This window comes from Janthinobacterium sp. ROICE36 (assembly GCF_002869965.1).
In the GTDB taxonomy this organism is placed as follows: Bacteria; Pseudomonadota; Gammaproteobacteria; order Burkholderiales; family Burkholderiaceae_D; genus Janthinobacterium.
In genome coordinates, this window is the sequence record NZ_PEBS01000037.1 from 1 (window position 1) to 14452 (window position 14452).

The following is a 14452-nucleotide window of genomic DNA, read 5'->3' on the forward strand; positions in this document are numbered from 1 at the left end:
CCCTCCGGCCACTCAACGCGAATAGCCTTGCGACCCCGGCCGCGCATCGAGGCGCCGGCCCCACCACGGTAAAAACACGGTGTTGCCGCCGCGTGCGCGGAACCACGGCGCGTCGTGGTCGACGGGCCGCACGACGGCCGGCGGCGCCACCACCATGGCAGTCACACGCTCGCTATCGCTGCTGCCCGCCACCAACACGGGCCGGCCCACGTGGTTTGCATGGGCGATGGCCAGCGCCACGTTCGTCAGCGCCGTGCCGGCGCCCGTCTCGCCCAGCAGCGCCGGCATGTTGAAAGTCTGCTTGTTGAAGTCGAAGTCGGGCAATTGCTCTGTCAGGCTTTGCGCCAGCGGGCCGAGCCGTTCTGACGAGACCGGATAGGTCGCGCCTGCATCGTGGATGACGTAGCCGATGGCGCTGTCGTTCAATTGCGCGTTCCGGGCGGCAGCGTCGATGGCGTGGCTCCAGGCCTGCACGGCGCGCGGTGACTGTCCCTTGCCGGCGCTGAAATCGGCGACGCTACGCGTGGCGGGAAAGCCCAGCCAGGCCAGCGGCGCGCGGTCCGTCTGATAGCCGGGGCCGGCCAGCACCAGCAAGACCATGTTTTCATTGATCTGCTCATCTTTCGGCGGATAGCTGGGCGCATCCCAGTTCATCACCCATACCGTCTTGTCGGGATTGGCCTGCAAATAGGCCAGGCCCGCCGCCAGTGACGTAAAGCCCGCGTTGGCGCCGCCCATGGTGATGCGCACGTCGGGCGGCGTGGCCGTGGTCCAGGAATCGGGGAAGGAGGGGTTGCCGATGCTGAAGGCGCGCCTGATTGTATCCTGCACATATTTTCCGGCTTCTATGGGATCGAGACGTCCCGCAGGCAGCGCGTACTCAACGTGGATGCCAGCCAGTTCGCGCCGCGTGGATTTGTCGGTCAGCGAATGAGCATTGTAAAAATATTCTGCGCTTGAGAAATAAATGTCACGAAAGCGATAAATTAAATCGGCAACGTATTGCTGATGGTAGCCTTCCAAGGTTTCGCTACCCTTATTACCATAGGCAATCATGCCTATCGATTGCACCTTGCCAAAACGCACGGGGTTCTCTTTCACTTTGCTATCGTCCTTGTTTGGCCTGGCCAGGCCCAGTGTCCACAGCAATTGCCACTCGGTCGGATAATCGCGCCGCTGCAGGGGATTGAGCCACTGCACACCGACCACTTGCGCCATGTACGGTTGCGCGGGCGCAGCAGGGGCGACAGCGGCAACCGGTGCAGCGACAGGCGTCTTGCTCGCGCAGGCCGATAGCAGCATGGTCAGCATCGTTAGCATCAGAAAACGCTTCATCGCTGCTCCTGTCGAGATTAGCGCGAGTACCCTTGCGACCCCGGCCGCGCATCGAAGCGCCGGCCCCACCACGGTAAAAACACGGTGTTGCCGCCGCGTGCGCGGAACCACGGCGCGTCGTGGTCGACGGGCCGCACGACGGCCGGCGGCGCCACCACCACGGCAGTCAAACTCTCGCTATCGCTGCTGCCCGCCACCAGCACGGGCCGGCCCACGTGGTTCGCATAAGCGATGGCCAGCGCCACGTTGGTCAGCGCCGTGCCGGCGCCCGTCTCGCCCAGCAAGGCTGGCATATTGAACGTCTGCTTGTTGAAGTCGAAGTCGGGCAATTGCTGCGTCAGGCTTTGCGCCAGCGGGCCGAGCCGTTCTGACGAGACCGGATAGGTGCTGCCGGCATCGTGGATGACGTAGCCGATGGCGTCGTCGTTCAATTGCGCGTTCCGGGCGGCAGCGTCGATGGCAGCGCTCCACGCCTGCACGGCGCGTGGGGACTGTCTTCTGTCAGCGGTGAAATCGGCGACCTTGCGCGTGGCGGGAAAGCCCAGCCAGGCCAGCGGCGCGCGGTCCGTCTGATAGCCGGGGCCGGCCAGCACCAGCAAGACCATGTTTTCATTGATCTGCTCATCCTTGGGCGGATAACTGGGCGCGTCCCAGTTCATCACCCACACCGTCTTGTCGGGATTGGCCTGCAGATAGGCCAGGCCCGCCGCCAGGGACGTAAAACCCGCATTGGCGCCACCCATGGTCACGCGCACGTCGGGCGGCGTGGCCGTGGTCCAGGAATCGGGGAAGGAGGGGTTGCCGATGCTGAAGGCATCGGTAATCGTTTCAACGATATATTTTCCCGCCTCGTCCGGATCAAGGCGTCCAGCCGGCAAGGCATATTCCACATGAATACCAGCCAGTTCACGGCGCGTGGATTTGTCGGTCAGCGAATGGGCATTGTAAAAATACTCTTTGTTAGAAAAGTAGATATCCCGGAAAAGATAAATCAATTTGGTAATATATTTGTGATGGTAGCCTTTAAAAGTTTCGCTACCCTTATTACCATAGGCAATCATGCCTATCGATTGTACCTTGCCAAAACGCACGGGGTTCTCTTTCACTTTGCTATCGTCCTTGTTCGGCTTGGCCAGGCCCAGCGTCCACAGCAACTGCCATTCCGTCGGATAATCGCGCCGCTGCAGGGGATTGAGCCACTGCACACCCACCACCTGCACCATGTAGGGTTGCTGTGGCGCGGCGGATTCGACGGCTGCAACCGGTAATGCCACAGGCGCCTTGCTGGCGCAGGCTGAGGTCAGAAAAAGCACGGCAAGCGCCAGCAGGACTGGCATCAACAATAGTCGTTTCATCAGCAATCCTTCTTCAAGAGGAACGTCGACTGGCGGGACATGCAATACCGACCAAAGTGCAATACCAGACGCAAGACTGAAAACAAATATGCTCCAACCCAGCCGGCGCGGTAAGGTAGCAATCACTTTGCGCATCAGGATGTCTCCGGGCGCTTGTACATGCGCTCATCCACTATCTCGAGAGGCATGCTTCCAGCGCTGCCATCACTGCATACCCATTCCAGCAATGACAGTTTCTTGACCATCCCAGTCAAGAAATATTCCGCAAATTTCATCTGTAGTTGATTGTCATCCACCCCCTCCACCAGACGCCAATCTGCCGCGATGCGCAGTTGTAGCATCGCCTCCTCACCAATATGACCCACCCCAATCGCCACGTCATACGCCAGCGCCTTTTCCGCGTGCCGGGGATTGGTCAGGATGGTGGAGTGGTCGGTCGCATGCGTGTCGCAGGTCGCCGCCAGTTGCCCCTGGATTTCCTGCTTGCGCCATTCCAAATATTCCGGCGTGGCGGTGGACAGGTCGTCTTCCATCATCGCCTTGCCGTCATTGCCGTCCAGCTTCCCGCGGCGGGCCTTCATGCGCAGGCGGGCATGGTCTTCGTAGCGCAATGCCGCCTCGGTATCGCGGTCGCCCTGCGGCGTGCCGCCCACGCTTGTATCGGCATATGGTTCGCCTGCCTGGCGCGCCTTGCCAGCATGGCGGTGCGTGCCGGGCGGCTCGATATCCTGGTCGAATTGAGGGCTGGGGTGGCCAAAGCGCATGGACTGCGGTGTAAACACTTCCGGCAAGGCTGGCGCCGTCACGGGGATACGCCAGTCATCGGGCGGCACGGCATTGATGGGTGTCTTCAGCATCTCCATGAGGGCCGACATGGCGGCGGCCGTGCGCACGCTCGCCGCCTTGCCGGCCGCGCTGGTGCTGGCGCGCACGCCCTTGTCTGGATCGTATCTGGAGATCGGCGAATGAGGATGCCAGAAATCGGCACTGCCCCGCGCGGGCTGGCGATAGTGATTGCTCCAATAGTCATAATCGCCGTGCTGGCCAACGGGAAAGCCTTGCGCAAACACCCGCTGGGTAAACACACCGTCGCCGCGCGTGGCCTTGATCTGTTCGGCGCTGAGACCCAACCAGCCGATGCCCTGGATGGGCGTGGCGGAAATCACCTGGTCGTGCGGATTGCAATACAGGGTGACGCGGCCGCGCGTCGTCGACTGCGGGCCGCAGGCATAGGCGGCCCGGTCCTTGTCCAGCGTGAAATCATGGCGCACGTTGGCGGCCATGCACGCCAAGGCGGCAGACATGGGCGGCTCCTTGGCCTGGCCGCGCACGATGTCGAAAAATGCCGCCAGGGTCTTGCGGCGCGCCTCGCCGCTTTGCCGGCCTACATTGCCATCGACATCCCTGACTTGCCCCTGCAGCCAGCCTTCCGTATCGTTTCTGCGCAACAGGCTGTACGGAGGGTTGCACAAGACATAAGTATCGGCCACGCAACGGCCGCTTTTGCCTGCCGCATCCTGCACCTCGGCCATCTTATTGCCCAGAAACGCGGCCGCCATGCCCACCATATTGCCCTGGCTGTGACACACCAGGGTGATGGGCACGTCGGCCTGCTGCCTGCGGATGGCCGCCACCAGGTGCGCCAGGCGCAGCGCGGCCAGCACGAAGTAGGGGCGCGGTGGGCAGGCATACACGATGCGGTCGTTGACGGGATTGAGATGCTCGATATGGATGAACAGGAAGAGGGCGTCCGACAAGCCCTCGCCCCACAGGTCCGGCAGCGAGGAGCAGCCATTGGCGAACGGGCCGCCGCCCCAGTAAGCGTGTTCGTTCAGGTAGACCGAATCGCCATACGCCTGCAACTCCTTGTCGCTGGCCTTGTAGCCCCAGCGAAACTGGATCACGGGCGAGAAATGCGCTTGCGGTCCGATGAAGGTGCTGGCCGTGTAGTCGGGATCGACATAGCCGTCATCGCTCAGTTCGCTCCGATAGCCCACCGGGGTCAGTTGCCCGCCCTGCGCCGTAGCATGCGCCATGTGCTCGTCGCAGCGCTTCATGCGCGTGTTCAGGCCGGCGCACAGGCCTGCTTCGGCCGCGCGGTACCACTCGCCGTCGGAATTGACGCCATGCACGAAGATGACGATGCCCGGCGACGGCATTTGCTGCAGGCAATCGAGCAGGCTGTGGCTGAACAGGGACGTTCCGCTGAACTTTCCCACAACTACCTTGACATCTTCACCATCCACTGGCGCGCTATCGGCATGACTCATGGCTAGCCCTCATCATGACTGGACTGTCCACTGTAAACCGTTGCTGATCTACCTGTTTTAAGCCATATCAAGCGAGCTATTGCAGGGATCTTGCATGGCTTTTTTTGACCGAAATATGACTATATTTCGATGCCAGTTCGCTACGCTTATTTCATCCGGGGAATTTTGATCCACATCAAAGTTTTTTCGCGGTCAAACACTTACTCTCTGGCCACCATCATAAATAGTAATTCCAGGGAGAGTCTTTGTGGATCAATCGCTGAACTATAACTACAAGATCGTGAAGCAATTCGCGGTCGCTACTGTGGTATGGGGCATCATCGGCATGCTGGTTGGCGTTATCATCGCCGCTCAGTTGGCCTGGCCTGCCCTGAACCTCGACATACCATGGCTGACATACGGACGCTTGCGTCCGCTGCACACGAATGCGGTGATTTTCGCCTTCGGCATCTGCGGCCTGTTCGCCACCTCGTACTACGTTGTACAACGCACCTGCCAGGTGCGCCTGTTTTCCGACAAACTGGCCGCCTTCACGTTCTGGGGCTGGCAAGCGGTGATCCTGTCCGCCGTCGTCACCCTGCCCATGGGCATGACGCGCGGCAAGGAATACGCCGAACTGGAATGGCCTATCGCCATCCTCATCGCCGTCGTCTGGATTGCTTACGCCATCGTGTTCTTCGGCACCTTGATCAAGCGCAAGGTCAAGCACATCTACGTGGCCAACTGGTTCTTCGGCGCGTATATCCTGGCCGTGACGATTTTGCACGTGGTCAATGGCGCCGTCATGCCAGCTTCCTTCACCAAGTCGTATTCCGCCTATGCGGGCGTGCAGGACGCCATGATACAGTGGTGGTACGGCCATAACGCGGTGGGTTTCATCCTGACCGCCGGCTACCTGGGCATGGTCTATTACTTCATCCCGAAACAGGCCGAGCGCCCCGTGTACTCGTACCGCCTGTCCATCGTCCACTTCTGGGCGCTGATCTTCACTTATATGTGGGCCGGCCCGCATCACCTGCACTACACGGCATTGCCTGACTGGACGCAATCGATCGGCATGGTCTTCTCGCTGGTCCTGCTGGCACCAAGCTGGGGCGGCATGATCAACGGCATCATGACCCTGTCGGGCGCCTGGCACAAGCTGCGCACCGATCCGATCCTGAAATTCATGATCGTCTCGCTGTCGTTCTACGGCATCGCCACCTTCGAAGGTCCGATGATGTCGATCAAGACCATCAACTCGCTGTCGCACTACACCGACTGGACCGTTGCCCACGTACATGCGGGCGCCCTGGGCTGGGTGGGCTTCATCACCATGGGTTCGATCTACTATCTGCTGCCACGCCTGGCGGGCCGCACGCAGATGCATAGCACGCGCCTGGTCGACGTGCACTTCTGGGTGGCCACCATCGGCATCGTGCTGTATATCGCGGCAATGTGGATCGCCGGCGTGATGCAGGGTCTGATGTGGCGCGCGGTCAATCCGGACGGCACCCTGACCTACACCTTTGTTGAAAGCGTGAAAGCAACATATCCGTACTACGTGGTGCGCGTGGCCGGTGGCCTGCTGTACCTGTCGGGTATGTGCATCATGGGCTACAACACCTGGATGACCTTGCGCGGCAGCAAACTCCCCGTCGCCCGCATTCCGGAACTGAACGCGGCGCACGCCTGATAGGAGCAAAAGCAAATGAAATTTTCACATGCATGGATTGAGAGAAACCCCTGGCTGCTGATCGCCCTGGTCACGGTAGTGATCAGCATCGGCGGCGCCGTCGAGATCATTCCCCTGTTCTTCCAGAAGAGCACGACGGAACCGGTCGCCGGCCTGAAGCCGTATTCGCCGCTGCGCCTGACGGGCCGCGACATTTACGTGCGCGAAGGCTGCTACAACTGCCACTCGCAGATGGTGCGTCCGCTGCGCGCGGAAACGGAACGCTATGGCCACTATTCGGTCGCTGGCGAGTTCGTCTACGACCGTCCGTTCCAGTGGGGTTCCAAGCGCACGGGGCCAGATCTGGCCCGCGTGGGCGCCCGCTACAGCGATGAATGGCACCGCACGCACTTGAACAACCCGCGCGATGTGGTGCCCGAGTCGAATATGCCGGCCTACCCATGGCTGGCGAAGACCAAGCTGGTGCCTGACGACGTCATGCCGAAGATGCGCGCCCTGAAACGCCTGGGCCAGCCGTACAGCGATGAAGAGATCGCCGCCGGCCCGGCGCAGTTGCAGGACAAGACGGAAGAAGACGCCCTGGTCGCCTATTTGCAAGGCCTCGGTACATTAATCAAAACAAGGAATTAGCATGGCAATCGACAACCTGTTTGACAGCGCCAGCAGCGTCATGACGGTGGTTTCCTTTATGACGTTCGCAGGCATACTGTGGTGGACTTTCAGCCGCAGCAATAGCGACTTCGACGCTGCGGCGCACCTGCCGTTCGACGACGAGGCGCTCGACTATCCGGCGGAGCCGGTATCCATGCCTGTGCCGGCACAAGGGGAGCGCAACCATGGCTGACTTTACCAATGGCTTCTGGAATATCTACATCATCGTGCTGTCCTTGCTGGGCATCATCGGCTGCGGCGTACTGCTGTACTCGCAGTCGAAGGTCAAAGTGGCCGCCGGCGCGCCTGCCGACGGCACCACGGGCCACGTCTGGGACGAGGACTTGAAGGAACTCAACACGCCAATGCCGCGCTGGTGGATGTGGTTGTTCTACATCACCATCGTCTTCGCCCTGGCGTATCTGTTCCTGTATCCGGGCCTGGGCAACTATGCCGGCAGCCTGGGCTGGAAATCGACGGGCCAGTACGAGGAAGAGCTGAAGAAGGCCGAAGCCGACTACGGCCCCCTGTTCAACAAGTACCTGAGCCAGGACTTGAAGACGGTGGCGGCCGATCCTCAGGCGCAGGCCATCGGCCAGCGTTTGTTCCTGACCTACTGCGCGCAATGCCACGGTTCGGATGCGCGCGGCAACAAGGGCTTCCCCAACCTGACCGACAAGGACTGGCTGTATGGCGGCGATCCTGACATCATCAAGACCACCATCCTGCACGGCCGCAATGGCCAGATGCCGCCGATGGGCGCTGCCCTGGGCTCCGAAAAGGATGTCGAGAACGTGGCCCATTATGTGCTGAGCCTATCCGGTTCCACCTCGGACCCTGTCAAGTCGGTGCTGGGCAAGGCCAAGTTCGGCGCCTGCATGGCTTGCCACGGCGCCGATGCGAAGGGCAACCAGATGCTCGGTTCGCCTAACCTGACGGACAAGATCTGGCTGTACGGCGGCAGTGCTGATACCATCATGGAAACCATCCGCAAGGGTCGCAGCAACACCATGCCGGCTTTCAGCGACTTCCTCGGCGAATCCAAGGTACACGTGCTGTCGGCGTATGTCTGGAGCCTGTCGAATCCCCAGACACCCGTGAAATGACGTAATGGAACCTCAAGTCATCAAGATGTATGCGGCCCGCGAGCAAATCTACCCTCGCGAGGCCAAAGGACGCTACGCTACCTGGCGATGGGTATGCGTCTGGCTTACCCAGCTGGCGTTCTACGGCTTGCCGTGGTTGACCTGGAATGGCAGGCAAGCCCTGCTGTTCGATTTGACCACGCGCAAGTTCTACATTTTCGGCGTCGTGCTGTGGCCCCAGGATTTCATCTATCTGGCGGCCCTGCTGATCATCTGTGCGTATTTGTTGTTCCTCGTCACGGCCATTGCCGGGCGGGTGTGGTGCGGGTTCTCTTGCCCGCAAACGGTATACACGGAAATCTTCCTGTGGGTCGAACGCCGCATCGAGGGCACGCGCAGCGCGCGCATGGCCCTCGACAAGCAGGGTCCCTCAGTGCGCAAGACGTTCAAGAAGACGGCCAAGCACCTGGCATGGGGCACCATCGCCCTGTGGACGGGCTTTACCTTTGTCGGCTACTTCACGCCGATCAAGGAACTGGCGCGCGAGGTGATTACCCTCAATTTCGGTCCTTGGGAATGGTTCTGGGTCTTGTTCTACAGCCTGGCAACCTACGGCAACGCGGGCTGGCTGCGCGAGCAGGTGTGCAAGTATATGTGCCCCTACGCGCGCTTCCAGAGCGCCATGTTCGACCAGGATACCCTGATCATCACCTACGATGAGAAGCGTGGCGAACCGCGTGGCGCCATCAGCAAGAAGGCCGGCAACAATGACAAGCTGGGCGATTGCATCGATTGCACCCTGTGCGTGCAGGTGTGTCCGACCGGCATCGATATCCGCAACGGCCTGCAGTATGAATGCATCGGCTGTGCCGCTTGCGTCGATGCCTGCAACAGCGTGATGGACAAGGTTGAACGGCCACGCGGACTGATACGCTACAGTACCGACCATGCGATGGAAAACAACTTCAGTTCGAAGCAAATCCGCCAGCGCGCCATGCGCCCGCGCGTGCTGATCTACACCTCCATCCTGGCCTTGATCATCATTGCCGTATGTACCTCGCTGGCCCTGCGTACGCCACTGAAAATGGACGTCATCCGCGACCGCGGTTCAATGGGGCGCGAAGTGGAAGACGGCATGATCGAAAACGTTTACCGTCTGCAGATCATGAACACCTCGGAGCAAACCCAGCACTTCAAGATCAGCGCTTCCGGCTTGCCGGGCCTGACTTTGCTGACGCGCGAAGAGGTGACGTTGCAGCCGACGGAAACGCTGGGCTGGCCGATCCGCCTGCGCGTGCCGCACGGCGTCGGCGAAAAGGGCTCGAACAAGATTGCAATCGAATTGCACTCGTTGGACAACCCATCGCTGCATGTGCGTGAAAGCGCGGTCTTCATCGTGCCGCGCTAAGGTAGCAAGGCCAGTCCCCGCATGGAGACTGGCCAATTTATCAGGAGAAATACCATGTCCGACAGTCTGAAACTGCAAGCTCCCGTTGCACCGTGGTACAAGCATCGATGGCCATGGCTGCTGATGCTCGGCCCCGGCCTGTCCGTGGTGGTCGGCAGCTTCATGGGCTATATCGCGTTTACGCAGCCAGATGCCTTGGTGGTGGGCGATTATTACAAACAGGGCAAGGCGATCAACCAGGACTTGCGGCGCGATACCATCGCCAGCAATCTGGCAATGGATACCAGCCTGTCCTATGATGTGGCGTCAGCGCGCCTGACCGGTTCCGTGCACAGCTTCGGCAAGGCTTACCAGGGTCCGCTGCAGCTGCACCTGGCGCATGCGACCTTGCCGGAAAAGGATATCAAGATGCTGGTGCAGCCCAATGCGGCCGGCAACTTCTCGGTAGCGCTGCCGATGCTCGAGCGCAGTCGCTGGCAAGTGCTGGTGGAAAACGACAAACGCGAGTGGCGCCTGTCCGGCATCTGGACCTGGCCCCTGCAGCGCAGCATCGCGCTGCACGCCGATGAAGAGCTGTAAGCCTTATTTGCAGACGTCGGTACCGGCCGTAATGGCTTTCAACTTGGCCGGCTGCAAGATCTCGATCTCGCGGTTGGAGACGCGCAGCCAGCCTTCCTTCTTGAATTTCGACAACAGCCGACTGACGCTCTCGATGGTCAGCCCCAGGTAGTTGCCGATTTCCTCGCGCGACATGCGCAGCTGAAAATTGGTCCCGGAATAGCCGCGCGCTTCATAGCGCGACGCCAGGTTGACGATGAAGGCGGCAAAACGCTGCGTCGCCTGCATATTGCCCAGCAACAGCATCACGCTTTGCTCGCGCGTGATTTCCTGGCTCATCATGCGGTGGAAATGGCGCAGCAGGGTCGGCATACTGCCCAACAATTGTTCCAGGCTGGAAAACGGAATTTCACACACTTCGCTATCTTCCAGCGCCACCGCATTACAGTGGTGGCGATCGGCGCTGATGGCGTCCATGCCCAGCAGTTCGCCCGCCATCTGGAAACCCGTCACCTGCTCTTCGCCGCCCGCATTGATCTGGTACGTCTTGAAATGCCCCAGGCGGATCGCGTACAGGTTCTGGAACGAGTCGCCGATGCGGAACAGCGAGGTGCCGCGCGCGATCTTGCGGCGCCGGCCGATGATCTGGTCCAGCCTGTCCATGTCACCCATATCGAGGCCCATCGGCAGGCACAATTGATGCATGCTGCAGGTCGAGCACCGCGCACGCAAGGCCTCCACGTTCACTGTGGGCAAGGTGGGATTGCTTAACGCTTCAGTCATGTCGGTACCTTTTTAAAAATGCAATAACAAGTTTACTGCATACAGGGTTGCCGTGTGCCAATTTCACTGCAATTGCGCTGAATAAACGACGTTCTGACTTTAATTATATGGCAACATCGTCAAAAGCCCGTGCGGGGAGGGCAATTTGCGCAGTGGCGCTTGCCAAGCTGAAGTATTGATAGGAAAATTCCTAACAGCATTGTCTGCCGCCTGTGCCGCCCGATACTGAAAAGGAAATCATGAAGCCTCTCGGCATTAAAGCAAAAGTCGCACTGGCCACCAGCCTGACCTAGATCGCCATGATCGCGCTGGTCACCATGATCCAGGTGCAGCACATGCGCGCCGACTTCACCAAAGTACTGTTGAGCCAGCAATCGTCCCTGATTACCCGCACCGCTGCCGAGCTCGACGACAAGCTGGGCATGCTGCTGCAAATCGTCACGCTGACGGCCAGGCAGCAGCCGCCGGAATTGTTCGCCCAGCCCGCCCGGCTGCGCGAATACTATGCGCGCCGCTCGATGCTGGTGCTGTTCGATGACGTGCTGGTGCTCGACGCGCAGGGCGCCATCGTGGCCGACATGCCGGAAGTGGCGGGGCGCATCGGCATCAACGTCGCCGAGCGCGCATATTTTCAGACCGTCCTGCGCACGCGCCAGCCCATGATCAGCGAGCCCATGCTGGGCAAATCGAGCGGCATGCCGATCGTGCAGATGGTGGCGCCCGTGCTGGCCGCCGATGGCCAGGTGGCTGGCGTGGTGATCGGCGTGCTGCGCCTGTACAAGGACAATCTGCTGGGACGCCTGCGCTCGGAAAAGATCGGCAAGAACGGCTATTACTTCATCCTCACGCGCGGCGCCGTGCCGCGCTATGTGCTGTACCCCGATACCAGCCGGCTGCTGCAGCCGCGCAAGCCGGACGCCAACCTGGCGACCACGCAGCTGCTGAAGGAAGATGGTGAAGGCAGCATGGTCAGCACCAACAGCCGCGGCATCACGGCCGTCAACAGCTTCAAGCGCCTGAAGTCGGTGAACTGGCTGCTGGCCGCCTCGCTTCCCGTCGAGGATGCCTTTGAACCGTTCGATGGCGTGCTGTACCGGCTGGTGCTGTGGAGCATCCTCGCTTCGCTACTGGCAGCTACCGTGCTGGGCTGGGTCACCGTGCGCCTGCTGTCGCCGCTGGTGCGCCTGCGCGACACCCTGCTGGCTCTGCGCACCAGCGCCAGCCGCTTCACGCCCGTGCCGGTGCAGCAGCGCGACGAGATCGGCGAGCTGACGGAAGCGTTCAACGGCCTGATGAGCGAACGCGACCGCCTGCAGCAGGAGCTCGAATCGCGCGCGGCGGAGCTGGAACAGGAGCGCGACCGGGCCGAGGCGGCCAATCGCGCGAAGAGCGATTTTGTGGCCAACATGAGCCATGAAATCCGCACGCCCCTCAATGCCGTGCTGGGCATGGTGTATCTGCTGGGCAATACCAGGCTCGACACGGAACAGCGCAAGTATCTGACCATGGTGCGCGTGGCGGGCCAGTCGCTGCTGGGCATCCTCAACGACGTGCTCGATTATTCAAAGATCGAGGCGCGCCGCATGGAATTGTCGCCCGTCGAGTTCGACCTCGATGAAGTGATGAATACCCTGGCCACGACGATGACCATGAATGCGGGCGAAAAGGAGCTGGAACTGGCCATCGCCGTCGAACCCGACGTGCCACGGCGCCTGGTGGGCGACGCCCAGCGCCTGCAGCAAATCCTCGTCAACCTGGCCGGCAATGCCATCAAGTTTACCGAGAGCGGCGAAGTGGTGGTGGCCGTCAGCCTGGCCGAGAGCGGGAACGGGAACGGGAACGGGAACGGGCGCGCCTGGCTGCGCTTCGAAGTGCACGACACGGGCATCGGCATGACGGAACTGCAGCAACAGCAACTGTTTTCCGCATTTTCACAGGGCGACCAGAGCATCACGCGGCGCTTCGGCGGCACGGGCCTGGGCCTGGCCATCAGCAAGCAGCTGATCCACATGATGGGCGGCGAGATCGCCGTCGCCAGCAGCGAAGGCAAGGGCAGCCGCTTCTGGTTCAGCGTGCCATTCGACATGCTGGCGCAGCCGGCCGAAACGCGGCGCATGCCGGCCCTGGGCCAGTTGCGCCTGCTGGTGGCCGACGATAACCGCACCACGCGCGAACTGATCGTCAAGCTGATCGAGGCCTGGGGCTGGCTGGCCGACGAAGTGGACTCCGGCTTTGCCGCCATCGAACTGTACCGCGAACGCCTGGCGCAGCAGCAACCGTACGACGTGGTGCTGGCCGACTGGCACATGCCCGTCATGGACGGCCTGGCCACGGCCAAGGCCATCCGCCAGGCGGCCACCGGCCAGCGCCAGCCCATCGTGGTGATGGTCAACGCCTTCGCGCGCAACCACCTGGAGGAAATCTCCAGCGCCGCCGAGGCCGATGTCGTGCTGATGAAGCCGATCACGGGATCGAGCCTGTTCGATGCCCTGCACCAGGCGCTGATCGCCAAGAATGACGGCGGCGAGCAGCGCATGCTGCACCAGCCGCTGGGCACGGAGCTGGCCGGCGTGCATTTCCTGCTGGTGGAAGACAATCATTTGAACCAGGCCGTGGCGCGCGGCATCCTCGAACACATGGGCGCCACCCTGGATGTGGTGGGCGACGGCTTGCAAGCCGTGGAACGGCTGCGCACGGAGGCGCTGCGCTACGACATCGTGCTGATGGACATGCAGATGCCCGTCATGGACGGTTTCAGCGCCACCCACATCATCCGCACGGAACTGCGCTTGAGCCTGCCCGTGATCGCCATGACGGCCGGCGTGCTGGCGTCCGAGCGCGAGCGCTGCATGACGGCCGGCATCAGCGATTTCATCGCCAAGCCCGTGGTGGTGGAAGAGTTGATGGAAGTCATCCTGCGCCACCTGCCCAAGCGCCCGCAAGAGCAGACGGCCGAACCGGCACCCGTTGCCGATGAGGAAGTGTTTTCCATGGCGCCGCTGATGCGCGTGATGGGCCGCGATGCGAAGGGGCGCGGCGTGCTGCGGCGCATGGTGGAAGACGCGCTGAACAAGGGCATGACGCCCGTGCGCGACGCCGAAACAGCGTTGCAGGCGGGCCGCCACAGCGACGTGGCGCGCATCCTGCACGGCGTGCGCGGTTCCGTGGGTACCCTGGGCACCAAGCGCCTGATCCGCGCCGCGTTTGCCACCGAGGAAGCCATCGACGCGGGCCGCCTGGACGAAGTGCCGGCGCTGCTGGCGCAGACGGCGCAGGAACTCGAGCAGGTGCTGATCGCCGCGCGGGAGTGGCTGGCGCGCCTGCAAGATTAA

The 14452-nt window shown here is 61.5% G+C and carries 11 protein-coding genes; 7 read left to right on the forward strand and 4 right to left on the reverse strand.

The annotated features are described in order from the left end of the window. Positions 1–12 precede the first annotated feature (12 nt). From CSZ94_RS15885 to CSZ94_RS15895, 3 genes are read right to left on the reverse strand one after another with little or no spacing between them, the layout of a single operon-like run. A complete protein-coding gene (locus CSZ94_RS15885) occupies positions 13–1335 on the reverse strand; it encodes a hypothetical protein (protein ID WP_180977499.1) in 1323 nt (440 codons plus the stop codon). Between the two features lie 17 nt (positions 1336–1352). Next, a complete protein-coding gene (locus CSZ94_RS15890; protein WP_180977500.1) occupies positions 1353–2825 on the reverse strand; it encodes a hypothetical protein in 1473 nt (490 codons plus the stop codon). Continuing rightward, positions 2825–4960: a T6SS effector phospholipase Tle3 domain-containing protein gene (locus tag CSZ94_RS15895; protein ID WP_102122393.1), complete on the reverse strand. Its 2136-nt coding sequence runs from the start codon at positions 4958–4960 to the stop codon at positions 2825–2827. The genes CSZ94_RS15890 and CSZ94_RS15895 overlap by 1 nt, the downstream gene beginning before the upstream one ends. 247 nt (positions 4961–5207) lie before the next feature. On the opposite strand from CSZ94_RS15895, the gene ccoN reads away from it, so the two are divergent. The 6 genes from ccoN to CSZ94_RS15925 are packed head-to-tail and all read left to right on the forward strand — an operon-like array spanning position 5208 to position 10358. Continuing rightward, positions 5208–6635 (forward strand): cytochrome-c oxidase, cbb3-type subunit I, encoded by a 1428-nt coding sequence (gene ccoN, locus CSZ94_RS15900; RefSeq protein ID WP_102122394.1) that lies wholly within the window; start codon positions 5208–5210, stop codon positions 6633–6635. A 15-nt stretch (positions 6636–6650) separates the two neighbouring features. Beyond that, positions 6651–7265: a cytochrome-c oxidase, cbb3-type subunit II gene (gene ccoO, locus CSZ94_RS15905; RefSeq protein ID WP_102122395.1), complete on the forward strand. Its 615-nt coding sequence runs from the start codon at positions 6651–6653 to the stop codon at positions 7263–7265. A 1-nt stretch (position 7266) separates the two neighbouring features. Then, positions 7267–7479 (forward strand): cbb3-type cytochrome oxidase subunit 3, encoded by a 213-nt coding sequence (locus CSZ94_RS15910; RefSeq protein WP_102122396.1) that lies wholly within the window; start codon positions 7267–7269, stop codon positions 7477–7479. Then, positions 7472–8392 (forward strand): cytochrome-c oxidase, cbb3-type subunit III, encoded by a 921-nt coding sequence (ccoP, locus tag CSZ94_RS15915; protein WP_102122397.1) that lies wholly within the window; start codon positions 7472–7474, stop codon positions 8390–8392. Before CSZ94_RS15910 ends, ccoP begins: the two co-directional genes overlap by 8 nt. 4 nt (positions 8393–8396) lie before the next feature. Continuing rightward, positions 8397–9779 (forward strand): cytochrome c oxidase accessory protein CcoG, encoded by a 1383-nt coding sequence (gene ccoG / locus CSZ94_RS15920; RefSeq protein ID WP_102122398.1) that lies wholly within the window; start codon positions 8397–8399, stop codon positions 9777–9779. A 54-nt stretch (positions 9780–9833) separates the two neighbouring features. Then, complete coding sequence (locus CSZ94_RS15925) at positions 9834–10358, forward strand: FixH family protein (RefSeq protein WP_102122399.1); 525 nt, start codon at positions 9834–9836, stop codon at positions 10356–10358. A gap of 3 nt (positions 10359–10361) precedes the next feature. Here the strand turns inward: CSZ94_RS15925 and fnr are convergent, their stop codons facing one another. Further along, a complete protein-coding gene (gene fnr, locus CSZ94_RS15930) occupies positions 10362–11120 on the reverse strand; it encodes a fumarate/nitrate reduction transcriptional regulator Fnr (protein WP_102122400.1) in 759 nt (252 codons plus the stop codon). Positions 11121–11419: 299 nt separating this feature from the next. Here fnr and CSZ94_RS15935 point away from each other — a divergent pair, with 299 nt between their 5' ends. Then, complete coding sequence (locus tag CSZ94_RS15935; RefSeq protein ID WP_258001019.1) at positions 11420–14452, forward strand: response regulator; 3033 nt, start codon at positions 11420–11422, stop codon at positions 14450–14452.

What these genes read in the sequence shown, in the direction of transcription:
- CSZ94_RS15935 (WP_258001019.1), top strand. Translation starts at nt 11,420, where the DNA reads ATGATCGCGCTGGTCACCATGATCCAGGTGCAGCACATGCGCGCCGAC.
- fnr (WP_102122400.1), bottom strand. Translation starts at nt 11,120, where the DNA reads ATGACTGAAGCGTTAAGCAATCCCACCTTGCCCACAGTGAACGTGGAG.
- ccoO (WP_102122395.1), top strand. Translation starts at nt 6,651, where the DNA reads ATGAAATTTTCACATGCATGGATTGAGAGAAACCCCTGGCTGCTGATC.
- CSZ94_RS15925 (WP_102122399.1), top strand. Translation starts at nt 9,834, where the DNA reads ATGTCCGACAGTCTGAAACTGCAAGCTCCCGTTGCACCGTGGTACAAG.
- CSZ94_RS15910 (WP_102122396.1), top strand. Translation starts at nt 7,267, where the DNA reads ATGGCAATCGACAACCTGTTTGACAGCGCCAGCAGCGTCATGACGGTG.
- CSZ94_RS15895 (WP_102122393.1), bottom strand. Translation starts at nt 4,960, where the DNA reads ATGAGTCATGCCGATAGCGCGCCAGTGGATGGTGAAGATGTCAAGGTA.
- ccoP (WP_102122397.1), top strand. Translation starts at nt 7,472, where the DNA reads ATGGCTGACTTTACCAATGGCTTCTGGAATATCTACATCATCGTGCTG.
- CSZ94_RS15885 (WP_180977499.1), bottom strand. Translation starts at nt 1,335, where the DNA reads ATGAAGCGTTTTCTGATGCTAACGATGCTGACCATGCTGCTATCGGCC.
- ccoG (WP_102122398.1), top strand. Translation starts at nt 8,397, where the DNA reads ATGGAACCTCAAGTCATCAAGATGTATGCGGCCCGCGAGCAAATCTAC.
- CSZ94_RS15890 (WP_180977500.1), bottom strand. Translation starts at nt 2,825, where the DNA reads ATGCGCAAAGTGATTGCTACCTTACCGCGCCGGCTGGGTTGGAGCATA.